This is a genomic window from Amycolatopsis sp. NBC_00355 (genome assembly GCF_036104975.1).
Taxonomy (GTDB): Bacteria; Actinomycetota; Actinomycetes; order Mycobacteriales; family Pseudonocardiaceae; genus Amycolatopsis.
Genome location: NZ_CP107982.1, coordinates 2,018,467 through 2,042,145, shown reverse-complemented (window position 1 = coordinate 2,042,145; position 23,679 = coordinate 2,018,467). Strand labels below are relative to the sequence as shown.

Here is a 23,679-nt window from a genome sequence, read left to right as displayed (position 1 = left end):
GGCGGCACTTTCACGTGAAAGTGCCGGTCCGGGTCACGGGTAGCTGTTCAGCGGGCTCACCTGGTTGGCCTGGTTCGCCGCCGCGCCCGTGTCGTTGATGACGTGCGCGATCGTGCCCACGCCGCCGAGCGAGACCGAGACCAGGTTGTGGAACCGGACCCCGCTGGTGTTCGGCACCTCGAACGAATGACTGGCCACAATGGACGGATTGGTCTGGAAGAAGCAATAACTGCCCACCCCCCAGGCCTCGTGGCTGGTCACCGAGTCGGCCACCTTGTACGCCGCCCAGCCCTGCCGGCCGCCACCGCTGGACCAGGACGCCTGGTCCGGCGGGTCGTACGGCATCTCGTTCTGGAAGAAGTACGTCCGCCCGCCGTTGCCGTTCCAGAGCACCTCGTACTGCTGGTAGTGCTCGACGAACAGGCCGTACATCGTCACGTTCGCGCCGTTGACGACCAGGCCGTTCGCCGCGGTGTTGACGTTCCAGCCGACGCCGTTCGAGTGATCGCCGCGCCACAGCCACATGTGGTCGCCGATGACGTTGTTCGAGTTGACCACCAGCGTCTGCGTCGCCCGGCCGACGGCGGCGCCGCCGATCCGGAAGAACACGTCGTGCAGCGACGTCGGGTCGGCCGCGTGGTTCGCGGCCGAGCCCGGCTGCCCGATCTGCATGAGCACCGGCGAGTTCACCGCACCGGCGTCGATCAGCAGGCCGCCGATCTTCACACCGTCCACATCGGACACCGTGATGGCCGCGGTGCCGGTGGTCGGCTGCAGCGTCGCCAGGCCGAGGCCGAGCACCACGGTGTCCGGGCGCGTGACGTTCAGAGCCTGGTCGAGGTGGTAAACCCCCGGGGTGACGAGCAGGTTCTTGCCCGCCGCCAGCGCCGCGTTGATCGTCGCGGCCGAGTCGGACGGCTTGGCCACGTAGAACTCGCTGAGCGAGATCGACGACCCGGCCGGCGCGCCGTGACCCCAGCTGGTGCCGACGGAGTTCTGCCGCAGCGCGGGCACGAACACGTTGTAGCTGCCCGAGCCGTCGACGTAGAGGAACGGCTTCTCGCGGCTGACCGGCGTCTGGTTGACGACGGTCTCCGGCGGGTTCGGGAACGACGCGGCCGGCGTGCCGGTCGACCCGACGAACACCATGTTCCAGACGCCGCCCGCCCAGCTGCCGAGCTCGCTGTTGCGGGTCAGGAACTGCTGCTGCGAACCGGAGACGGCCTGGCCGTCGATCTTGCTGTCGGCGATCAGGCCGCCACTGGCCCAGCCGTCCCCGCCGTTCCACAGCTGGATCTGGCTGCCCTTCAGGTGCATCCGGCGGTACGGCGCGGCCTGCGCGACCGCCCACCGCTCGACCTGCCCGGCCGGCAGCGTCACCGACAGGTTCTCCGCGGAGCGCCAGAAGTTCTGCGTCGCGTTGCCCTTGTTGGCCGGGTTGTCACCCTGCTGCAGCCAGTCCGCCTCGACGCGAACGTGCCCGTTGAGGTTGACGTCGTCGGGGGACAGGCCGAGCCCGGCGACCTGCTCGTAGAACCCGAGGTTGACGTCGGCGTTGTAGCTGCCCGGCTTGAACAGCACGGCGTAGCGCTGGTCGCCGAACTGGTTGGTGTGCTGCTGGTTCGCGATCTGCGTCAGCCGGTCCTGGATCGTCGACGCCGGGGTCGACGGGTCGAACACCGACACGTTCGGCCCGAGGTCCGGGTTGCGCGGGTCGGTCGGCGGGATCGTGGTGCCGCCGCCGGTGCCGTGCGCCGCGACCTCCCACAGGGAGTACCCGTACCCGGTGGCCCGCTGGGTGCCGTTGACCCGCAGGTAGCGGGCCGTGCCGGTGACGGGCACGGTCTGCGTGCCGCCGGTGCCGGTGGTGGTCGAGTACGCGTCGGTCCAGCTGGTGCCGTTGCTCGAGAGCTGGACCGTGAACGCCTTGGCGTACGCGGCTTCCCACGTCAGCACGACGTCACAGAGCTGCTGTGCCGAGCCCAGGTCGACCTGGAGCCACTGCGGGTCGCTGAACGCGCTGGACCAGCGGGTGCCCGGGTTCCCGTCGACCGCGTTCGACGCGGGGGTGCCGCCGTTTTCGGTGGACGACGCGGTCGCCGCGGCGCCCTGGGCGAGGTTCGTGGTCCCGCACGTGGCGGCCTGCGCCGGTGTGGAACCGAGGACGGTCGCCGTGGCGAACGCGGTGAGGAGGGTGGTGGAGACGGCGAGGAACCGCCGTCCCCGGGAGAACGTCGTTGATCTCATCTGCCTGCCTGATCGGTCGGAGAAACTCCGGCGGGCCGCGCTCGGGGCGCGGCGGCGTGCCGGGCGGGCCCCACTGCCCGCGCCGGCGTCCGGGTGGTGCGACGGGTCCGCGGCCGGGGCGTCCGCCGGGCCCCGTGAGCCGGGGAGCGGGGCGAAGCGGGCGGCGAGACGGCGAACCAGTCAGCCCGAAGGGGTGGAATCGATCCAGGTGGCGGCCGCGGAACCGGTTCCGTCGAAGCGAGGAGCAGTTAACATCCCGCGCCGGGCAAGCGTCAAGGTTCCGGGCGGGATTCCTTCTCCCGGCCCAGTGTTCCGGCCGTTCCGGGACCACCCGGCGCACCGCCGTTGACATTTTCACGCTCTTTATTTATATCTTGAACTAAGAGCGTACCGAAGAGGCGGGCCCCACACCCGCGCCGAGGCCACGTGAGCCGATCCGTGCCGGGGCAAGGATGCCCCGGCGCCGGTCCGCCGTGGAGGTTCCCATGCACCGACGCATGAAGCGACCCCGAGCCCGCTTGGGCGTGCTCACCGTTCTCACCCTGGCCCTGGCCGCGCTGCTCACCGCGCCCGACGCCCAGGCCGCGCCCGTCCTGCTCTCCCAAGGCCGTCCCGTGACGGCGTCGTCCACCGAAAACGCCGGCACCCCGGCGTCGGCCGCGGTCGACGGCGACGGCGGCACCCGCTGGTCCAGCGGGTTCAGCGATCCGCAGTGGCTGCAGGTCGACCTCGGATCCACCCAGCAGCTGTCCCAGGTCGTGCTGAACTGGGAAGCCGCCTACGCCAAGGCGTTCACGATCCAGGCGTCCACCGACGGCGCCACCTGGACGTCGCTGTACTCGACGACCGCCGCCACCGGCGGCACGCAGACCCTGAACGTCACGGGCAGCGGCCGGTACGTCCGGCTCACCGGCACCCAGCGCGCCACGCAGTACGGCTACTCGCTGTGGGAGTTCCAGGTCTTCGGCGGGGGCGGCACCACCCAGCCCGGTGACGTCCTGCTGTCGTACGGCAAGTCCGGCTCGGCCTCGTCGTACCAGGACGACGGCGCCTGCCCGGGCTGTCTCCCGGCCAAGGCGTTCGACCACGACCCGGCGACGCGCTGGGCGACCAGCGCGACCACCGGCTGGGTCGACCCGGGCTGGATCACCGTCGACCTCGGGGCCACCGCGAACGTGCACCAGGTCGTCCTGCAGTGGGACCCGGCCTACGCGGTCGCGTACCAGCTGCAGGTGTCGAACGACAACGCGAACTGGACGTCGCTCTACTCGACGACCACCGGCAAGGGCTTCAAGGAGACCCTGACCGTCAACGGCAGCGGCCGGTACGTCCGGATGTACGGCACCGCGCGCTCCAACGGCTACGGCTACTCGCTGTGGGGCTTCGACGTCTACGGCACCGGCGGCAACCCGACCACCGTGCCGCCCGCACCGCCGGCCCCGCACTTCCCAGGCACGCTGGTCTGGAGCGACGAGTTCAACGGCGCCTCGGGCGCCGGCCCGGACGCCAGCAAGTGGACCGCCGAAACCGGTCCGGGCGTCAACAACGAGCTCGAGTACTACACGAACAACAACAACGCCAAGCAGGACGGCCGCGGCAACCTGGTCATCCAGCTCCGCCGCGAGGCGACACCGGGGTCGGCGTGCCCGGTCGACCCGATCAGCGGCAGCGGCACCTGCCAGTACACCTCGGGCCGGATCAACACCGCGGGCAAGTTCAGCTTCACCTACGGTCACGTCGAGGCCAACATCAAGGTCTCCGGCACACAGGGGCTCTGGCCCGCGTTCTGGTTGCTGGGCGCGAACTTCTTCAGCGGCACGCCGTGGCCCAACTGCGGTGAGATCGACATCATGGAGCACGTCGGGAAGTCGCCGAACCTGGCCTACTCGACGATCCACGCCCCGGCCTACAACGGTGGCGGCGGCATCGGCGCGCCCTTCGACGTGGGCCAGGACGTCTCCGCCGGGTTCCACAAGTTCGGCCTCGACTGGGACGCCTCCCACATGACGTTCTCCGTGGACGGCAACGCCTTCGAGACGATCAACCGCGACACCGTGGAGAGCACTCGTGGGCCGTGGGTCTACGACCACCCGTTCTTCCTGATCCTCAACAACGCCATCGGCGGCGACTTCCCCGGGCCGCCGGGAGCCGGGACGGTGCTGCCGCAGGACATGGTGATCGACTACGTCCGGGTGTACCAGTGAGGCGGCGGCTCGCGCTCGTCACGGGAGCGGTGGTCGCGGCGGGCCTGCTCACCGCGCCACTGTTCACCGCGCAGGCCGCACCCACCCTGCTCTCGCAGGGCCACGCGGTGACCGCGTCCTCCACCGAAAACGCCGCCTTCCCGGCTTCGGCCGCGGTCGACGGCGACCCCGGCACCCGGTGGTCCAGCCTGGCCGCCGACCCGCAGACACTGCAGGTCGACCTCGGCGGCTCGCACACGCTCAACCAGGTTGTCGTCCAGTGGGAGGCGGCCTACGCGAAGGCGTTCACCATCCAGGCGTCGGCCGACGGCAACCAGTGGTCGACGGTGTACTCGACGACCACCGGCACCGGCGGCACCCAGACACTGCCGGTGTCGGGCAGCGGCCGGTACGTCCGCCTGACCACGACCCAGCGCGCGACCCAGTGGGGCGTGTCGCTGTGGGAATTCCAGGTCTTCGGTGACGGCACGGCGCAGGCGTGCGGCAGTGCGAACGCAGGCCTGCGGCAGCCGTCGTCGGCCTCCAGCGTCCAGTCCGACGCCTTCCCGGTCAGCGCCGCCTTCGACGGCGACACCGGGACGCGCTGGTCCAGCCTGGCCACCGACCCGCAGTGGATCCAGGTCGATCTGGGCAGTTCACGGCCGGTGTGCGGCGTCGACCTGACGTGGGAAGCCGCGTACGCGAGCGCGTACACGATCCAGCTGTCCATGAACGGGACGTCGTGGACGACGGCGGCGACGGTGACCGGCGCGGGCGGAACCGAGCACCCCGCGGTGAGCGGCACCGCGAGGTACGTCCGGCTCAACGCCACCGCGCGGGCCACCCAGTGGGGCATCTCCCTGTGGGAGTTCGCCGTCCACACCAGTGACAGCGCGCCGCCGACGACCACGCCGACCAACCCGGGTGGCTGCCCGTGGGTCGGCTCGACGGCGCCGGTCGCGGACCGCGTGAACCAGCTGATGGCGGCCATGACGGCGCAGCAGAAGACCAAGGTGCTGCACGGCAACGGCGCGACCGGGCCGTACATCGGCGACACCGACGCGGTGCCCGAGCTGTGCATCCCGGCGCTCGGCCTGCAGGACGGCCCGGCCGGGGTCGGCGACGGCCTCGACGGCGTCACCCAGTTCCCGGCGCCGGTCACGGCCGCCGCGACCTGGGACACCGGCCTGATCAACCGGTACGGCTCCGCGATGGGCGCCGAGTTCGCCGGCAAGGGCGTCGACATCGCCCTCGGCCCGACGATCAACCTCGTCCGCGACCCCCGGTGGGGCCGCAACTTCGAGACCTACGCCGAGGACCCGTACCTGGCCGGGGCGGCCGGGACCGCGACGATCCAGGGCATCCAGAGCCAGGGGGTGATGGCGCAGGCCAAGCACGCGGCGGCCTACAACGTCGAGGCCGGGGCGTCGCGCGGGACGCCGTCGGACAACGTGATCATCGACGACCGCACCCTGCACGAGCTGTACCTGCCGGCGTTCCAGCAGGTCGCGAGCCAGGGCCAGGTCGCGTCGATGATGTGCGCCTACAACCAGATCAACGGCGTCCCGGCCTGCCAGAGCAGCGGGGTGCTGACGACCGCGATCAAGCAGGACGCGAACTGGGGCGGTTTCGTCGGCTCCGACTGGGGCTCGGCGACCGGCGGTCCGCGGCAGCTGGCCAACGGCGGGCTCGACATGGAGATGCCCGGGGCAGCGTTCTTCGGCCAGGGCTTGCTCGACGCCGTCTCGCGCGGTGAGGTCACGCAGGCGCGGGTCGACGACATGGTCCGGCGCGTGCTGACCCAGATGTTCAAGTTCGGCGTCTTCGACCGGACCCGGCGCGGCACCCCGCAGTCGGTCGTGACCAACGCGGCGAATGTGACTACCGCCCGGGACGTCGCGGCGGCCGGGTCGGTGCTGCTGAAGAACAACGGCGTCCTGCCGCTGACCGCGGCGACCAAGTCGATCGCGCTCTCCGGCGGCGACGGGATCGACCCGCAGAACATCGGCGGCGGCAGCGCCAAGGTCAACCCGTCCCCGGCGTCGGTGAACCCGATCAACGGGATCAAGGCGCGGGCCGGCTCCGGCGTCACGGTGTCCTATGTGGACGGCGCCGGCGAGCACGTGCAGACGCCGAACATCCCGGGCGCCGTGACGGCGGCGAAGGCCGCGGACGTCGCGGTCGTGTTCGCCGGCTACGGCGAGTCCGAGACCCAGGACCTCGACACGATCGACCTGCAGAACCAGCAGAACGACCTGATCGACGCGGTCGCGACGGCCAACCCGCGCACGATCGTCGTCCTCAACACCGGGTCGGCGGTGACCATGCCGTGGCTGTCGAAGGCGGCGGCGGTCATCGAGGGCTGGTACCCGGGGCAGGAGAACGGCAACGCGATCGCGTCGCTGCTCTACGGCGACGTCAACCCGTCGGGCAAGCTGCCGGTCAGCTTCCCGAAGCAGATCGCCGACCTGCCGACGGCGAACGTCCAGCAGTTCCCGGGCGCCAACGACCGGATCGAGTACTCGGAGGGCCTCAACGTCGGGTACCGCTGGTACGACAGCCGCACCATCGAGCCGCTGTTCCCGTTCGGGTTCGGCCTGTCGTACACGACGTTCGGGTTCTCGAACCTGGTCGTCACCCCGCAGGGCACGAACGGCACGGCGACCGTGACGGCGACGGTCACCAACACCGGCACCCGCGCGGGCGCCGACGTCGTCCAGCTCTACGTCGGGCAGCCCGCCGCCAACGGCGAGCCGCCGAAACAACTGAAGGGGTTCAAGAAGGTGCAGCTCAACGCCGGCCAGAGCCAGCAGGTGTCGTTCCCGCTCACCCCGCGGGACCTCGCCCACTGGACCGGGTCGTGGACGACCAACGCGGGCCAGTACCGCGTGTCCGTCGGTGATTCCTCGCGGAACGTCCCGCTGTCCGCTGCGCTGAACGTTTCCTGAGCGCTCGGTGCCGGTTGTCGTGAGTGTTCAGGGCGGTTCTAACCGCCCTGAACACTCACGACGGCCGTCGACTCGCGGATCACCAGGGTTGTCGGCACCACCAGCGGTGCGCTCGGAGACGGCGCCCCGGCGAGCTGCGCGAGCAGCTGCCGGGCCGCCGTCTCTCCCATCGCGCGCAACGGCTGGCGGACCGTCGTGAGCGGGGGCTGGGTGTGCGCCGCGAGGGGGATGTCGTCGAAGCCGATCACGGCGACGTCCGCCGGCACCGCGCGCCCGGCCTTCCTCAGCCCGCTCAGCACGCCGGCGGCGGTGAGGTCGTTGTGCGCGAAGACCGCGTCGAACGCCGGGCCGGTTTCCAGCAGCTGCAGGATCGCGGCTTCTCCGCTTTCGCTGGTGAAGTCGCCTTCGATGATCAGCCGCGGGTCGAGGGTGCCGCCCCCTTCGAGGATGGCGTCGCGGAAGCCGTTGAGCCGGTCGCTCGTGCAGCCGAAGTCGCGCGGCCCGGTCACGGTGGCGAGGCGGGTGCGGCCGGTTTCGAGCAGGTGCCGGGCCGCGTCCGCGCCGCCTCGGCGGTTGCTCGTGCCCACCGAGGGGAACGAGGGACGGCGGCCGCGGTCGTCGATCACCACGACCGGCAACCCGGAGTCGTGCAGCACCCGCAGGTGCCGCACCGCGTCCGGGGGTTCGACCAGCAGCAAGCCGTCGAACGCCTTCGCCGACACCTGCCGCGAAAACTCCTCCAGCGAGTCGGCGCCGCGGTTCGCGGTGGACAGCAGCAGTCCGTAGCCCTTCGACTCCACGACGTCGGCCACGCCTTGGAGCACCTCGCCCATCCACGGCCAGGTCAGCCCCGGCACCAGCATCCCGACCGTGCGGGTCACCCCGCGCGCCAGCCCGACCGCGCCGGCACTGGGGATGTAGCCGGTCGCGGCGATCACCTCGCGCACCCGGATGGCGGTCGCCGCGTCCACATCGGCCTTGTTGTTGAGCACCCTCGACACGGTCGTCTTGCTCACCCGCGCGCGGCGGGCGACCTCGGCGATCGTGACGCGCATGCGACCTCCCGGCGGGCGCCTTGTGTGGTGCCAAGGTACTCGCCCCGGGCGCCTCGTGGGCCGCCCGAAATCGATCAAGTCCGGACGGACAACCGCGTGAGGTTCGCGTCGCCGCTTCGCCAGTCGAGGGTGCGTACGGCGAGGTAGCGCACTTCTCCGGTGACGGCGGCGGTCGCCGTGCAGGTGCGGGCCGGCTTCGCGGCCGTTGTGTAGGTGACGCCGTCGGTGCTGGTTTCGACGGCGCAGGCCGGGACCCGGCCGGACGTCCAGGCGAGTTCGGCCGCGGAAACCGGCCGTACCGCACCGAGATCGACGACCAGCCGGCCACCCGGGCCCGGCCGCCACGCCGTCGCCGGGTCGTCGTCGACCGCCGCGCCCGGATCGGACATCCCCGCCGGCAGCGGTTCCGCCGGGAACGTGACGGCCCCGAGCGCGAGGTCGGCCAGCGGGTACGGCCGGACTTCCGGGACGACGACGGGCACGGTCCGGCCCGGGATCAGCAGGACGGGCCGCGCGAGGCCGCCGTCGGGTTCCACCGTGATCAGGACCGGCAGCCCGGACGCCGCGGTGAGGTCGACCCGGCCGGCGTCGCGCACGACCGCCTTGAGGCCGATCGGGATCGCGCGGCCGAACGTGCCGCGCAGGGTGAACCGCGGCGGTTCGATCCGGCCCTCGGCGGCGGCCAGTGTGAAGGTGAAGGCGGTGCCGGCCGCGGTGACGACCTGTTCGCCGCGGTACAGCTCGAGCGCGGAGCGATCCTGCGGGAGGTTCGCCGTGCCGGTCGCCGCGGCGGCGGAAAGGTTGGCCAGCACGAGGAATCCGTCGGTGACGCTGGCGCGGACGGCGGCCGCGGTGGTGCTCGCGCGAGCGCGGCCGGCGAGCTTCGCCAAGCCCGCGGTGCCGGGGTACAGCTCGGCCAGCAGCGGCGCGGCGGGGCCGTCCGAGAGCGTGACGCTGGTGCCGACGACGGTGAGCGGGTTCGGCCCGGACACGACCAGCCCGGCCCGGCCGTCGACGTCGAGCCAGCCGTGGGTGCTGCTCAGCGCGGGTTTCGGGAAGCTCGCCACCGGCGTCCAGGCCGAGCCGTCGGGGGACGTCTCGACGCGGTACGCGCGTCCGGCGGCCGCTTCCCAGCTCAGCCGGACGCGGTCGAACGCCTTCGCCGCGCCGAGGTCGACCGCGAGCCAGCTGTCCGCCCGCGGCCGGTCCGATGTGGACACCGCCCAGCGGGTGGTCGTGTTGCCGTCGTTGGCGTACTTCGCTTCCTTGCCCGCCGTGGCCGAAGACGCCGACGCGGTGCCTGTGACGGCCAGGTCCGGGCCGGTGCCGTCGTGGACCTCGAAGGCGTACAGCGAATAGCCGTACGCCGGATCCGGGCGGACGCCGAGCATGCGGACGAACCGGGCGGTGACCGGCGTGAAGGTCAGGTCGTCGGTCCGCGGGCCGCCGGCCGGCGCGTCCTGGGCGGACACCGTCACCGTGCCCTCGGCCGCGGTGTAGGCGCGGTCGCCGTCGAGCCCGGGAACGCCCGGCATGGCCAGGTTGTACACCGTGAAGGCGCCTTCGCCGGCCGCGACGCCGGTACTCGTGTACACGGCGGTCCCGGTGGGCAGGGTGGCGAGCGCGGCATAGCCGGCGTCGAAGCGCAGCACGCCGAACGTGCCGTCGAAGCCGTCCCGGACCCGGGTCCAGGTCGTGGCGTGGCGCTCGCGGACGGCCAGGTTCGACGCGGGCAGCAGCATCGGCGTCGCCCCGCCGAGCGCGAACAGCCAGTCGTCGTGGTGGGGCTGCCAGGCGAACTTGACGAACCCGGCCTTGCTCACCGTCGCGGCCCAGGCGGCGGGGGAGCGGTGGGCGAGCAGCCCCGGCCCGGCGCCGAAGTCGGCGACGCCGGCGGCGTGCGCGTCGAACTCCTTCCCGCTCACCGGGACGACCGGGCCGCCGTGCGCGGCGCGCCACTCGTGCAGCAGGTAGCTGATGGCGACCTCGGCCCGCGCCTCCGGCTCGTACTTCGGTTCGCCGGAGAACTTCGTGATCCGGTCGGCGGGCGCGTAGGCCTGGTACGGCTCGAGCCGCGCGGCCAGGTCGGCCTCGGCGCGGGCGGCGTAGCGGTCGCCGAGGACCTGGGCGCGGAAGGCCAGCGGGATGACGTCGCGGCCGTAGAGGTGCTCGCGGTCGGCGACCATCGGCATCAGCGGCTCGCCGGCGTCGCTGGTCATCAGCAGCATGGTGCGCCAGAGCAGTTCGCCGTTCGGCTGGGCGGTGAGCACCTCGGGCAGCGGCTTCCCGGCGAGCAGGAAGTGCATGGAGTTGCGGCCGGACGTGCGCCAGAGTTCCTCTTGGTAGTGCGGGCCGAAGGAACCGTGGTTCTCGACGAGGAACGTGTCGTAGAGGTTGGTCGCCGTGTTCGCGCTGATCGGGTGACCGTCGACGAGCCGCGGGTTGGCCAGGTCGGCGGCCGGCAACCCGCCCTCGTTGCGGCTCCACGACCCGAAGGCGTCCCGCCAGGCGGCGGCGCGGGCGTCACCGGGCGCCCAGGCGAGGGCCGGGGCGAGCGACTGGGCGTAGACACCCATCTCTTCCAGCTTGGTGTCCCCGACGTGGCCGCCGAGCAGGCCGTTGGGCGTCCAGTCGCCCGACGTCGGATCGTCCTGGGTGCCGAGCGCGGTGGTGTAGGCGGCCTGTTCGGTGGTGATGCGCTCGACGTTCGCCCGCGTGGCCGCGTCCAGGTCCGTCCACAGCAGCCGCGCGGCGAGCAGGAAGTACGACTGGAAGGTGGTGTCGAAGAACAGCTTCCGGCCCCACTCGGTCCCGCCGGTGAGCAGGTTCGACGCGGCGAAGTGCTTGATCGTGTCGAGCGTGTGCGTCCGCAGGGTGGCCTGGTCGACTCCGGCGACGGCGGCGTCGTAACCGTCGCGGGTCAGCAGCAGGGCGTTGCCGAGGACGACGGCGAAGGTGAAGTCCTTGGCCGGGTAGATCCCGGCCGCGGTGTCGAACTGCGACTCGGCCCAGCGCGTGTGCCGAAGCAGGACCCGCAGGTAGGTCGCCGCGACGGCATCCGGCGGCCCGCCCTTCGGCTTCCCGGCGGGGCCGGCTTCCGCCGCTTCGGCGAGCCCCGGCAGCAGCCCGGTCGCCAGCATCGCCGCCGCGCTGCCCGCACCCAGCAGGCCCAGGGCCCGTCGCCGGTTCAGCTCGCCCATGGTCCGGCCTCCGCTCTCTGACAACCTTGTCATCGCGGCGATTCTGGGACGGCCCGCCCGCCCCGGGCAACCCCGGCGGCCGATCTCGTCCGGTTTCGGACAAGGCCTGGGTAATTCGTATAACAACCTATACCCGCGCTGTTTGGTTGAAGTGACCTGGGAAGGCCGTGAATGGCACATCGAGGGACGTAGAGTCCCTCGATGTGCCATTCACGGACGTGAACGGTGGGAGCAAGCTCACCGCCGGGGGCGGGCCGGGCCGTGTTGAGATGACAACGTGATCACGGACCCCGGCGTGCTGCTCCTGCTCGTGCTCGCCGGGGTCGGTGCCGGGCTGACCGGGGCCACCGCCGGGCTCGCGTCGCTCGTGTCCTACCCCGCGCTGCTCGCCGCCGGGCTGCCGCCGGTCGTCGCGAATGTGACCAACACCGTCGCCATGCTCGGGACCACCGCCGGCGGGGCCGCCGGGGCGCGGCCCGAGCTCGCCGGGCAGCGCGACCGGATCCTCCCGCTCTGCGTCATCACCACGATCGGCGGCGCGGTCGGCGGGGTCGTGCTGCTGCTGACGCCGGCGGACGCGTTCACCGTGATCGTGCCGTGGCTGATCGGCGGGGCGTCGGTGGTGCTGATGGTGGGTCCGCGGCTGCGCCGGCTGGCCGAAGGCGCCGAACACCACGGGCTCAGCCCGGTGACCGGCGCGTTCGCCTTCGTCATCGGCATCTACGGCGGGTACTTCGGCGCCGCCGCGGGCGTGCTCATGCTGGCCCTGCTGGTGTCGGTGTGGAGCCAGCCGCTCGCCCGGACCAACGCGGCGAAGAACCTGGTCACCGGGTCGGCGAACCTGCTCGCCGCGCTCGTCTTCGCGGTGACCGGCAAGGTCGACTGGCCGGCCGCGCTGGCCGTCTGCCTGGGCTCGCTCGGCGGCGCCTGGCTCGGCGCGACGATCGTGCGGCACCTGCCCGCGACGCCGTTGCGGATCGGGATCGGCGTCGCCGGGCTCGTGCTGGCGGTCGTCTTGGGTCGGCAGGCCTTCGCGGCGTGACGCCGGGCCGCCGGAGGGGGCATGATCGGCGGGGTATCGGCGAGCAGGAGACCAGATGAGCATTGTCGGGACCAGGGTGGTCCGCCAAGAGGATCAGAACCTGATCACCGCGGGCGGGACCTACGTCGACGATCTGCGGGAGGAAGCGCTTTCCGGCGCCGCGCACGCGGTGTTCGTGCGCAGTCCCATCGCGCACGCGCGGATCGGCGGCATCGATGTGAGTGAGGCGCTCGCGGCGCCGGGGGTGCTCGGCGTGTACACCGCCGCGGACCTCGGGCTCGAGCCGCATGACGCCGGTCCGGTGAAGGAACCGTGGCTGGCCGCCGGAGTCGTCCGGTATGTCGGCGAGCCGGTCGCGCTCGTCGTCACCGAGCAGCGGTACCAGCTGGCCGACGCGGCCGAGCTGGTCGACGTCGACTACGAGCCCCTCGACGCCGTCGCGAGCATCGACGCCGCACTGGCCGGTGAGACGCTGCTGTACCCGGAAACCGGCAGCAACGTGGTGCAGGTCCACGGCGCCGAGGAGTTCGACGACGCGATCTTCGACGGCTGCGACGCGGTCGTCACGCAGACGATCGTCAACCAGCGCGTCGCCCCCGCGCCTCTCGAAGTCCGCGGCGCGTCGCTGGTCTGGGGCGCGGACGGCCGGCTCACCGCGTGGCTGTCCACGCAGAACGCCCAGATCGCCCGGTCGCAGCTGGCCGGCAGCCTCGGCGTCGGCGAGGAGTCGGTGCGGGTCATCGCCCCGGACGTCGGCGGCGGCTTCGGCGCGAAGATCGGCGCGGACCCGGAGGTGACCGTCCTCGGCTGGGCGGCCAAGCGGCTCGGGCGGGCGGTGCGCTGGATCGAGTCCCGCAGCGAAAACCTGACGTCGATGACGCACGGGCGGGGCCAGCAGAACACCGTCACCATCGGCGGCAAGCGGGACGGCACGGTGCTCGCGTACCGCCTCGACGTCGTCCAGGACGCTGGCGCCTACCCGCGGACGTTGTTCCTGCCGACGCTCACCGAGCTGATGGCCGTCGGCGTCTACCGGTTCCCGACGGTCGAGACGCGCAGCCGCGGTGTCGTCACCAACACGACGCCGATCGCGGCCTACCGCGGCGCGGGCCGCCCGGAGGCGACGGCCGCGCTCGAACGGGCCATGGACGTCTTCGCCGCCGAGATCGGGCTGGACCCGGCCGAGGTCCGCCGGGTCAACTTCATCCGGCCCGAGGAGTTCCCGTACCAGACGCCGACCGGCGCGTCCTACGACTCGGGCGAGTACGCCGCGGCGCTGGACAAGGTCCTCGAAGCCGGCGGCTACGCCGAACTGCGCGCCGAGCAGCAGCGGCGGCGCGACGCCGGCGACCCGGTCGAACTCGGCCTCGGGCTCGCCGCGTACGTCGAGATCACCGGCGGTGACGGGGGTGGCGAGAGCGGGCGCGTCGACATCCACCCGGACGGCTCGGTCGTCGCCTGGACCGGCAGCTCGCCGCACGGGCAGGGGCTGGGCACGTCGCTGGCGATGCTGCTGTCGGACCGGCTGGGCGTGCCGCTGGAGAAGATCACGGTCCGCCACGGCGACACCGACGAGGTGCCCAAGGCGATCGGCACGTTCGGCTCCCGCTCGCTGCAGCTCGGCGGGTCGGCCATCCGGCAGGCGGCCGACGAGGTGATCGCGCAGGCCCGCGAACTGGCGGCCGAGCTGCTGGAGGCGTCGGCCGACGACCTCGAGCTGGACGTCGAACGCGGGGTCTGGCAGGTCCGCGGCGCGCCGTCGAGCACGGTGCTCAGCTGGGCGCAGGTCGCCGGCACGGCCGGGGACGGCAAGATCACCGCGGACGTCTGGTTCGGCGGCGGCAAGCCGACGTTCCCGTTCGGCGCGCACCTCGCGGTCGTCGAGGTCGACACGGAGACCGGCAAGGTCGTGCTGCGGCGGATCATCGCCGTCGACGACGCCGGCCCGATCGTCAACCCGCTGACCTTCCGCGGCCAGCGGCACGGCGGGCTCGGCCAGGGCGCCGCCCAGGCGCTCATGGAAGTCGTCACCTACGACGAGGACGCCAACCCGACCACCGCGACGCTGGCGGACTACTCGTTCATCACGGCCGTCGAGCTGCCGGACTTCGAGCTCGTCGACATGGCGACCCCGACCGACCGGAACCTGCTGGGCGTCAAGGGGATCGGCGAGGCGGCGACGATCGGCTCGACGCCGGCGGTGCACAACGCCGTGGTCGACGCGCTGGCCACGCGCGGCGTCCGGCACCTGGACATGCCCACGACCCCGATCCGGGTCTGGGCGGCACTTGAAGCAGCTAGCAAGGAGAACCCGCGGTGAAGGTCTCGATCGAGGTCAACGGACGGCCGGTGGCCGAGGAGGTGCCGGACCGGACGCTGCTGGTGCACTTCCTGCGCGACACCGCCGGGTTCACCGGCACGAACATCGGCTGCGACACGACGTCGTGCGGCGCCTGCACGGTGCTGCTGGACGGGGAGTCGGTCAAGTCGTGCACGGTGCTGGCCGCGCAGGCCGACGGCCACGCCGTCACCACCGTCGAGGGACTGTCCGGTACCGGTGGTGAGCTGCACCCGGTGCAGCGGGCGTTCCGGGAGCAGCACGGCCTGCAGTGCGGGTTCTGCACGCCCGGGATGATCATGGCGTCGGTGTCGCTGCTCGTGGACAACCCGAAGCCGACGCGCGACGAGGTGCGTGCCGGGCTCGAAGGAAACCTGTGCCGCTGCACGGGTTACCACAACATCGTCAGCTCCGTGATGGACGCTTCCGGGCAGGAGGTGGACCGGTGATCCCCGCCGAGTTCCGCTACGAGCGCGTGTCCACAGTGGACGAGGCGCTGGCCCGGCTGGCCGAGCACGGCGACGACGCCAAGGTCCTGGCCGGCGGGCATTCGCTGCTGCCGCTGATGAAACTGCGGCTGGCCGCGCCGGAGTACCTGGTGGACATCGGGCCGGTCGACGAGCTGCGCTACGTCCGGCTGGACGGCGACGAGGTCGTCATCGGCGCCCTGACCCGCTACAGCGACCTGGAGCAGGACCCGGTGCTGCGGGAGCACGCGCCGCTGCTGGCGCACGCGTCGGGGGAGGTGGGCGACCGCCAGGTCCGCCACCGCGGCACCCTCGGCGGCTCCCTGGTGCACGCCGACTCCGCGGCCGACCTCCCGGCGGCGATCCTGGCGTCGGACGCCGTGCTGGTCGCGCGCGGCCCGTCGGGCGAGCGCCGGATCCCGGCGGCGGAGTTCTTCCTCGGCCCGTTCACGACGCCGCTGGAGCCGGACGAGCTGCTGACGGAGATCCGGCTGCCGCGTCAGACGGGCCTCGGCTGGGGCTTCGAGAAGTTCACCCGCCGCGCGCTCGACTGGGCGATGGTCGGCGTGGCCGTGGTCGGTGGCAAGGTGGGCCTGGTCAACATGGCCGGCGTCCCGCTGCGCGCGTCGGCGACCGAGGCGGCCCTCGCGTCCGGCGCGTCCATCGAGGACGCCGCGGCCCTGGCGGCCGAGGACACGAACCCGCCGGACGAGCCCCACGCGACGGCGGAGTACCGCCGCCACCTGGCGCGCGTCCTCACCCGCCGCGCGCTCACCCAGGCCGCCGCCCGCTCCTGAAGTCCGTGAATGGCACATCGAGGGACTCAGCGTCCCTCGATGTGCCATTCACGGCTGGTGATCGCGACGGCCGATTCCCGCCAGCGAGGGGAGTGGCCGGGGCGCGAGGATGGGTGGCGTGAAGACGGAAACCCTTGCGCACACGGCCATCGAGCCCGGAATCCTCTACTTCGGCACGCCCGTGGTGCTGATTTCGAGTTCCAATGAGGACGGTTCGGCCAACCTCGCCCCGATGTCGTCCGCGTTCTGGCTCGGCTGGCGCGCGATGCTCGGGCTCAGCGCGCGCTCGCACACCACCCACAACCTCCTGCGCACCCGCGAGTGCGTGCTCAACCTGCCCTCCGACGCGCTCGCCGCGCACGTCGACCGGCTCGCCATGACCACCGGCTCGGACCCCGTGCCCGACGGGAAGCGGAAGCGCGGGTACTTCCACGTCGCGGAGAAGTTCGAGCGGGCCGGGCTGACGCCGGTGCCGTCGGAGACCGTGGCGCCGCCGCGCGTCGCCGAATGCCCGGTGGCGATGGAGGCGGTCGTCGAGGCCGTGCACCCGGTCGCCGACGCCGACGAGCGGCAACGCGGCGGCATCGTCGCGATCGAGGTGCGGGTGCAGCGCGTCTTCGTGCACGACGGGATCCGCCTGCCCGGCAGCGACGACCGCATCGACCCGGACGCCTGGCGGCCGCTGATCATGAGCTTCCAGAAGCTCTACGGCCTCGGCCCGCAGGTCCACCCGTCGACGCTGGCCCGGATCCCGGAACGGCTCTACCGCGGCCCGGACATCGACCGGGCCCGTGGCGTCACCGGCGTCACGTCGCGCTCAGCTGCTTCAGCAGGGGAGCGAGCGTCGTGATCCCCGCCGTCACGGCGGCGCGGCCCTTCGCCGAGCTGACCAGCGGTTGCTGGGTCAGCAGGACGACGACGTAGCGGTCGTTGACGACCCCCGTGGTGTTCAGGACGAGCGCGTCGCGCAGGACCATCCAGCCCTGCTTGACCTGCCACGACGTCCCGGGCAGCCCGTCCGGGATGCCGAAGTACTGGTCCCAGCCGTCGTCGGCCGGGTTCCGGGCGTCGCCGAGCGCGGTGAGCAGCGGCTGCGCGACGTCGTCGGGCACGGTGTCCTCGAGGTACTCGTAGGTCGCGACGACGTCGGCGGCGCTCGTTTTCGCCATGCCCCACTGGGTCGGGTCCGCGGGCGGCGTCGTGTGCGTGAGGCCGATCAGCGCGGCGGTGCGGGTGACGATCTCGTTGCCGCCGTTGCGTTCCCAGAGTTCCGAGGCGATCCCGTCGTTGCTGCCCGCGAGCATGTCGGTCAGATCGTCGACCGTGCCGGCGTCCGGGAGCGCCCAGCCGCCGTCGGTGTCGCGGACCTCGTCGATCGCGATCAGCAGCTTCACCACCGAAGCGGTGTAGTACGGCGTATCGCGGTCGGCGGAGGCCAGTTCCTGGCCCGGCTGCCGGTCGAACAGGACGAATCCGGCGTCGGTGCCGCGGGAGGCGGCGGCCACGGCGTCCGCCACCCCGTCGGCGACGGCGGAGAGGTCGGGGTAGGGGACCGTGGTGGTGCTCGGCGCGGGCGGTCCGACCTCGGTGTCCTGAGGCGGGTCCGGCGTCGCCGTCGTGCTCCGCGCGGCGGGCGTGACCGCCTGCCCGCAGGCCGCGACGAGCAGGGTCGCGGCGAGCGCGGCGGCCAGGCCCAGGCCGCGGATCGGTCTTCCCATGCCTGGTCAACGCCTCGCGGTGCCCGTTCGGCAGCCGATTTCACCTGTCCGTTCGCTGTGTCTTGCTGTGCGGAAGCTGTGGTCGCCGCCGCGGAACACGGCCGCGGCGGCCGTTGCCGTGGGGGCACCTTTAGGGACCCAAGAGTCGTGAGGGGCACCCTCAGGGACCCAAGAGTCATAAGGGTGCCCCTCACGGCGGGGGAGACCGGCGGGAGTCGACCAGCGGATGGGACTCCGGCGGCCGGACACCCGCCGGGCGTAGCGTCGCGGGCGTGAACGACTTGCGGATCCTGGTGGTGGGTGCCGGTGCGACCGGCGGGTACTTCGGCGGCCGGCTGTTGCAGGCGGGCCGGGACGTGACGTTCCTCGTCCGGCCGGGGCGGGCGAAGGTGCTGCGGGAGCGCGGGCTGCGGATCGTCGGGCTCGGCGAGGAGACCGTGCTCGACCCGCCGCTCGTGGAAACCGGGGCCCTCGAAGGAACCTACGACCTCGTGCTGCTCGCGGTGAAGGCCACCGCGCTGACCGGCGCCATCGACGATTTCGCGCCCGCGGTCGGCCCGGGAACGCTGATTCTGCCGTTCCTCAACGGATTGGCGCACATCGACGTCCTCGCCGCGCGGTTCGGTGCGGCGGCGGTTCTCGGCGGGGTGGCCAAAGTCGTGACCACGGTCGACGACGACGGCGACATCCGGCGGCTCGCGCCGCTGCAGAACCTGGTCTACGGCGCCCGCGCCGAACCGGTCCCCTCGCGGCTGTCCCAGGTGGACGCGGCGCTGACCGGCGCCGGGTTCCCGGCTGCCCGCGAAGACGCGATCACCGGGGCCATGTGGGCGAAGTGGGTGTTCATCGCGTCGATCGGCGGGGTCAACGCGCTGATGCGCGGCACGACCGGCGACGTCGTCGCGGTGCCCGGTGGCGCGGCGTTCGCCGAGGCGGTCGTGGCGGAGGCCGCGGCCGTCGCCGAAGCCGCCGGATACCCGGTGCCCGCCGCGGATCTGGACGCGACACGCCGAACGGTGACCGACCCCGGAACGGGTGGTTCTTCGCTGTACCGCGACCTTCTCGGCGGTCACCCGGTCGAGGGGGACCAGATCTTCGGCGACCTCACCGCGCGTGCCCGTGAGCTGGGCGTTTCCGTGCCGCTGCTGGATCTCGTCACCCTGCAGCTGCGCGTGCACAATCACCGCGTCGAGTGAGAGGTCCACTGTGGGCCGCTTGCCCGCCCAGGACAGGGATCGTGGTCTTTCGGGCATCCGGGTGGCGGCGCCGAACCCCGGTCCGGCGGCACTGCTACTCTTCGTAAGGGAACTTGCTTGAGGGTTTGACGAATTTCACGGAATCGGGCGAGGGGAAATGGCGGACAGGTTCGAGTTCGTCCTCGAGGTCGTCGAAGCCCTGGTTGTCGGGCAGGCGACCGGTGGCGATGTCCGGCGGTACCCACTGCGGGCCGGGTACCTCCCGGCGGACCCGGTGCGGTTCGTCCACGTCGCCCGGCAGGTCTACGACTCGCTCGAGGAACGTCGTCTTTCGGTGTCGGGAGAGCTGCACCCGGGGGTGCGCACGGCTTTCGAGCTGCTGGCGGCCCCCCGCGTGTCGGTCGCGGTGAGCGGGATCGACGGCCTCGGCGCCGACGTCGCGGTCCTCGTGGTCACCGACGGCGCACAGGCGCTCGGCATCACCCAGGCCCCGGACGACGACGAGCTGCTGTTCTCGCTCTTCGCGGACGAGGACCTGGTCGAGGTCGTCACCGGCGTGCTGCCCCCGGCGCCCGCCGCGACCACCGGCCGGCACGTCGTGCACCGCGCCGCCGGCCGTGAGGTCTCGGCGATGGCGGCCAAGCGGCGTGCCGACGCGGAGTTCGAGGAAGAAGAGACGGACGCCTTCGGCATGATCGAGGTGAAGGCCGTGGTGCGGCCGGGACGCCGCCCGCCGGCCCCGACGCCGTCCGACGTCGCCGTGCTGGAGCGCGTGCTGTCCGAGCCGCGGCTGGGTGGCGGCCACATCGCCGTCACCGCGCAGAGCCGCCGCGGCGAGCGGCTCGCGGGTGACCCGCTGAGCTGGCTGGACACCGCCGACGGCCGGTACCTCGTGCGCACCAGGACCGGTGACGCCGGCGAGCTGACGGCCGAGTACGTGCCCGCGGGCCGCGCCGAACTGGCCCGGGCCATCCGTGACGCGATCGCCGCGGTCTACTGACCGGGAAGGAACCCTCCTGATGACCGATGACGCGACAGCGGCGACCACCGAGGCGCTCCAAGCGACGCAGCAGCTCCAGGCCGCCGACACCCCGCAGCTGCAGGCGATGTCCGCGATCCGCGTCGGCCTCGCCGGCGCCCAGCTGAAGCGGCTGGCCCAGACCGGCAGCTTCGCGGTCGACGACACCACCGGCAACCGGCTGATCGAGTCGCTCGAAGGCGTGCTCGAGTCGCTGGAGGCGCGCTGGTCGGCGTTGCAGCGCCTGCACGACAAGCCGGCGCTCAGCCGGACCGCGGTCGGCATGTGGGTCTCCGGCCACATGGTGAACACCGCGGCCGACGACCATGGGCTGGTCACGCAGCTGCAGGCCGCGCGGCAGGAGTTCCCGACCTACATCGAAGCGATCAAGCTGGCGAAGCAGAACTACAAGACGCGGGAAGAGGAGACACGGGCCACGCTCGTCGCACTCCCGTCCGCCGACCAGAGCTGAGGGAGACCGTGGCACCCACCGCCGAGTCCGTGTCGGACCCGTCGTCCCCGGACTACAACCGGCGCAGCCCGCTGTACGACCCGACGGCGGACTCGTCGTCGAAGTACTACGTCGGGCCGCTGAAGACCGACGACACGCCCTCGGGCGACGAGATCCGCGAGATGGCCACCCAGCAGATCGACGACGAGATCCGGGCCGGCTGGCTCGGCCCGGCCGTCGACCCGGCGCTGCGCGACCGGAAGATCCAGGAGCTGTACCAGCAGCACCTGGACAACGCGAAGAACGGGCTCGACGAGGGCCTGTCCATGCGCGAGACCGGCGAGCCGCCGCACATGCTGTGGAGCAACGCCAGCCACGAGCAGATGAACGACGCCATCACGCTGGACGCCAACCCGGCGACCGTCGCGGAGACGTCGGAGGAGTGGGTGCAGGTCGGCAACGACCTCGGCACGCACCAGAAGAACCTGGCCGACTCGATCACCGCGAGCACGAGCAACTGGCAGGGCGACGCCGGTGACGCCGTCCGCGAGCACCTCGCCGGGGTCGGCAAGTGGCTGGGCGCGACCGCGCAGGGCGCGACGCTCGCCGGGCGCCAGCAGGAGATCCACTCCCAGGCGCTCAACGAGACGCAGCGGCAGATGGGCGCGAACCCGCCGGTGCAGTTCGACCTGCAGGCCACCAACCAGAAGCTGCAGACGATGACCGACCCGGTGCAGTACGCGTCGGCGGCGGGCGAGGCGATCCAGACCTACCGGGCCCAGCAGGTCGCGCGCGAGCACGCCGCGCAGATCATGACCCAGTACGACCAGACCATCGCCGGCGCGGTCGCGACGCCGAAGTTCCCGGCTCCGCCGAAGCTGCCGACCGCGACGGCGAGCGCGCGCACCATGGGCACCCCGATGTCGTCCGGCGGCGCGTCGCAGGGCCTGATGGGGCGCACCCTCCCGAACGGGCAGCTGGACCCGAACGGCAGCACCGACCCGTCGCTGGCGCGGCTCCCGGCGGCTTCGGCCAACGGCTCGCCCGCCATCGACCCGGCCACCGGCTTCCCGATCGACCCGGCCACGGGCCTGCCCATCGACCCGGCCACCGGCCGGCCCGTCGGCGGTGGCGCCGGCGGCAGCGGGGCCGGCGGCAGCGGCGGGTACGGCGGCGCGGGCATCCCGGGCGGCGGCTCCGGCTCGGGTGGTTCCGGCTTCTCCGGCAGTGGCATCCCGGGCGGCGGCAGTGGCAGCGGCGCGGGTGGGTCCGGCGGCGGTGGCGGGAGCTTCACCCCGCCGAACTTCGACATGCCGGACACCCCCGGCGGCGGCAGCTTCAGCGGCGCGGGCATCCCCGGCTCCTCGATCCCCGGCGGCGGCGACTCGACGACGTCGTCCGGCTTCACGCCTTCCGGAATCGGCGCTGGTGGCGGCACCGGCGGCGGCAGCGGGTACACCCCGCCGTCGTTCACCGTCCCCGACATCCCGGGCGGCGGCAGCGGGGGCATCCGCGGCGGCGGCCTGGGCGGCGGGTTCACCCCGCCCGGCATCGACCCGATCACCGGCCTGCCCACCGGCGGCGGGCTCGGCGGCAACGGCATCCCGGGTGGCGGCACCGGCGGCAGCGGCGGGCTCGGCAAGATGCCGACCATCGGCCGCGGCGGCGGGATCAACGGCGAGAGCATCGCGAGCCGCCTCGGCGGCCTCGGCGGAATCGGTGGCGGCAGTGGCGGCGGGGGCGGGTCCCTCGGCGGCATCGGCGGCGGCTCGGGCACCGGCGGGGCCGGGGCCGGCGGCGCAGGCCTGCGCGGCACCGGGGCGGGCAACCTCAGCGGTGGCGCCGCGTCGGGTGCGGCCGCGGAGGCCGAAGCCCTGGCGGCGCGCAACGCGGCGGCCGGCGGCAAGGCCGGCGCGCCGGGCTCCCCGGGCATGGGCGGCATGGGCGCCGGTGCCAAGGGCGGTAAGAAGGAAGACGACAAGGAACACAAGTCGGCCGACTACGTCGAGAACGACGACCCGAACTTCTTCGACGGTGAGCAGGTCGTGGCACCGCCGGTGATCGGTGACTGGAAGAACCAGGATTGGAAGTGAGCACATGACGGCGGGCGGCTTCGAGGTCGAACCGGACGACCTGGTCGCGCACGCGAGTCACGTCGACAGCCTGGTGGACCGGCTGAACACGGCGGTCTCCGCGTCCGACTCGGCGATGTCGGACCACGCGTACGGGCTGCTGTGCGCGTTCCTGCCGCCGATCATCCGGCCCACGGGTGAGCAGGCGCAGGACACGCTGAAGGCGTCGATCGAGGGTGTGAAAGGCCTTTCGGACAACGTCCGGACGGCCGCGCAGTCCTATCGCGACGGTGAAGAGGGCAACGCGCAGCCGTTCGAGCGCCAGCTCACGGCGGCGCCGCGACAGGCTGAAGTGAAGGTGAGTTCATGACGAGCCCGAACGGCTCGAACGGCGGGCTCGGGGACCTGATGCGGGACCCCGACGAGACGATCCGCCGGATGGACGACTGGGCGGCCGGGTTCGCGGCCAAGGCCGAGCGTTACCAGGCGGCCCAGGCGGAGACGGAGCGGCTGCGGCTGACCGCCACGAGCGGCGACGGCGCGGTCAGCGTCACCGTCGGCGCCGACGGCACCGTCACCGACCTGACGTTCTCGAACAAGGTCAAGTCCTTCCCGCTCGAGGAGCTGTCGCGGGCGATCCTCACCACGATGCGTCGCGCGCAGTCCGGCATCGCCGAGCGCGTGGCCGGGGTGATGACCGAGAACCTCGGCGACGAGGACCGCGACACCCGCACGGCGCTGCTCGACTCGCTCCGCGGCCGGTTCCCCGACCCGGACGAGCCCGACGAGCCGACCCCGCCGCCGGCCCCGGGCCCGCCGCCCGTGCCGCCCGCCCCGGCCGGAGGTGCCGGGGTCCCGCCGGCGCCGTCGGCCCCGCAGGCGTCCCCGCCGCAGCGGCGTCCGGGCAGCGACCCGGACGAGCAGGACAACAACCCCTGGTGAGCTGA

At 72.5% G+C, this 23,679-nt stretch carries 17 protein-coding genes; 13 read left to right on the top strand and 4 right to left on the bottom strand.

What is annotated here, in order from left to right; translation table 11 throughout:
* Positions 1 to 33: 33 nt before the first annotated feature.
* Complete coding sequence (locus tag OHS18_RS08165; RefSeq protein WP_328616516.1) at positions 34 to 2,247, bottom strand: discoidin domain-containing protein; 2,214 nt, start codon at positions 2,245 to 2,247, stop codon at positions 34 to 36.
* A 497-nt stretch (positions 2,248 to 2,744) separates the two neighbouring features.
* Here OHS18_RS08165 and OHS18_RS08160 point away from each other — a divergent pair, with 497 nt between their 5' ends.
* Together OHS18_RS08160 and OHS18_RS08155 are read left to right on the top strand one after the other, a co-directional pair.
* Positions 2,745 to 4,451, top strand: coding sequence for a discoidin domain-containing protein (locus OHS18_RS08160; protein ID WP_442875349.1), 1,707 nt, complete (start codon positions 2,745 to 2,747; stop codon positions 4,449 to 4,451).
* Complete coding sequence (locus OHS18_RS08155; RefSeq protein ID WP_328616515.1) at positions 4,448 to 7,378, top strand: glycoside hydrolase family 3 C-terminal domain-containing protein; 2,931 nt, start codon at positions 4,448 to 4,450, stop codon at positions 7,376 to 7,378. The genes OHS18_RS08160 and OHS18_RS08155 overlap by 4 nt, the downstream gene beginning before the upstream one ends.
* A 38-nt stretch (positions 7,379 to 7,416) precedes the next feature.
* Here the strand turns inward: OHS18_RS08155 and OHS18_RS08150 are convergent, their stop codons facing one another.
* Both OHS18_RS08150 and OHS18_RS08145 read right to left on the bottom strand, forming a co-directional pair.
* Positions 7,417 to 8,433 carry a LacI family DNA-binding transcriptional regulator gene (locus tag OHS18_RS08150; protein WP_328616514.1) on the bottom strand — a complete coding sequence of 339 codons (1,017 nt, stop codon included), beginning with the start codon at positions 8,431 to 8,433 and terminating at the stop codon, positions 7,417 to 7,419.
* Positions 8,434 to 8,507: 74 nt separating this feature from the next.
* Positions 8,508 to 11,666 (bottom strand): discoidin domain-containing protein, encoded by a 3,159-nt coding sequence (locus OHS18_RS08145; RefSeq protein ID WP_328616513.1) that lies wholly within the window; start codon positions 11,664 to 11,666, stop codon positions 8,508 to 8,510.
* 244 nt (positions 11,667 to 11,910) lie between these two features.
* Here OHS18_RS08145 and OHS18_RS08140 point away from each other — a divergent pair, with 244 nt between their 5' ends.
* The 5 genes from OHS18_RS08140 (at position 11,911) to OHS18_RS08120 (ending at position 17,127) form a co-directional block, all read left to right on the top strand.
* Positions 11,911 to 12,675, top strand: a complete 765-nt coding sequence (locus tag OHS18_RS08140; protein WP_328616512.1) for a sulfite exporter TauE/SafE family protein — start codon at positions 11,911 to 11,913, stop codon at positions 12,673 to 12,675.
* A gap of 55 nt (positions 12,676 to 12,730) precedes the next feature.
* On the top strand, positions 12,731 to 14,995 hold the full coding sequence (locus OHS18_RS08135) for a xanthine dehydrogenase family protein molybdopterin-binding subunit (protein WP_328616511.1): 2,265 nt from the start codon (positions 12,731 to 12,733) through the stop codon (positions 14,993 to 14,995).
* Positions 14,992 to 15,462: a (2Fe-2S)-binding protein gene (locus tag OHS18_RS08130; protein WP_328454402.1), complete on the top strand. Its 471-nt coding sequence runs from the start codon at positions 14,992 to 14,994 to the stop codon at positions 15,460 to 15,462. The genes OHS18_RS08135 and OHS18_RS08130 overlap by 4 nt, the downstream gene beginning before the upstream one ends.
* Positions 15,459 to 16,277, top strand: coding sequence for an FAD binding domain-containing protein (locus tag OHS18_RS08125; protein ID WP_328454404.1), 819 nt, complete (start codon positions 15,459 to 15,461; stop codon positions 16,275 to 16,277). Before OHS18_RS08130 ends, OHS18_RS08125 begins: the two co-directional genes overlap by 4 nt.
* 118 nt (positions 16,278 to 16,395) lie before the next feature.
* Positions 16,396 to 17,127 carry a flavin reductase family protein gene (locus OHS18_RS08120; protein ID WP_328454406.1) on the top strand — a complete coding sequence of 244 codons (732 nt, stop codon included), beginning with the start codon at positions 16,396 to 16,398 and terminating at the stop codon, positions 17,125 to 17,127.
* Here the strand turns inward: OHS18_RS08120 and OHS18_RS08115 are convergent.
* Positions 17,084 to 17,995, bottom strand: a complete 912-nt coding sequence (locus OHS18_RS08115; RefSeq protein WP_328454408.1) for a hypothetical protein — start codon at positions 17,993 to 17,995, stop codon at positions 17,084 to 17,086. The genes OHS18_RS08120 and OHS18_RS08115 overlap by 44 nt on opposite strands.
* Positions 17,996 to 18,267: 272 nt before the next feature.
* Here OHS18_RS08115 and OHS18_RS08110 point away from each other — a divergent pair, with 272 nt between their 5' ends.
* The 6 genes from OHS18_RS08110 to OHS18_RS08085 all read left to right on the top strand — a co-directional run bounded on the left by OHS18_RS08110 (position 18,268) and on the right by OHS18_RS08085 (position 23,674).
* Positions 18,268 to 19,191 carry a 2-dehydropantoate 2-reductase gene (locus OHS18_RS08110; RefSeq protein WP_328454410.1) on the top strand — a complete coding sequence of 308 codons (924 nt, stop codon included), beginning with the start codon at positions 18,268 to 18,270 and terminating at the stop codon, positions 19,189 to 19,191.
* Between the two features lie 157 nt (positions 19,192 to 19,348).
* Positions 19,349 to 20,191, top strand: coding sequence for an ESX secretion-associated protein EspG (locus tag OHS18_RS08105; RefSeq protein WP_328454411.1), 843 nt, complete (start codon positions 19,349 to 19,351; stop codon positions 20,189 to 20,191).
* 19 nt (positions 20,192 to 20,210) lie between these two features.
* Positions 20,211 to 20,681, top strand: a complete 471-nt coding sequence (locus tag OHS18_RS08100) for a hypothetical protein (protein WP_328454412.1) — start codon at positions 20,211 to 20,213, stop codon at positions 20,679 to 20,681.
* Positions 20,682 to 20,689: 8 nt separating this feature from the next.
* Positions 20,690 to 22,753, top strand: a complete 2,064-nt coding sequence (locus OHS18_RS08095) for a hypothetical protein (protein WP_328616510.1) — start codon at positions 20,690 to 20,692, stop codon at positions 22,751 to 22,753.
* Positions 22,754 to 22,757: 4 nt separating this feature from the next.
* Positions 22,758 to 23,102, top strand: a complete 345-nt coding sequence (locus tag OHS18_RS08090) for a type VII secretion target (RefSeq protein WP_328454416.1) — start codon at positions 22,758 to 22,760, stop codon at positions 23,100 to 23,102.
* Positions 23,099 to 23,674 carry a YbaB/EbfC family nucleoid-associated protein gene (locus OHS18_RS08085; protein ID WP_328454418.1) on the top strand — a complete coding sequence of 192 codons (576 nt, stop codon included), beginning with the start codon at positions 23,099 to 23,101 and terminating at the stop codon, positions 23,672 to 23,674. Before OHS18_RS08090 ends, OHS18_RS08085 begins: the two co-directional genes overlap by 4 nt.
* The last annotated feature ends 5 nt before the right edge of the window (positions 23,675 to 23,679 follow it).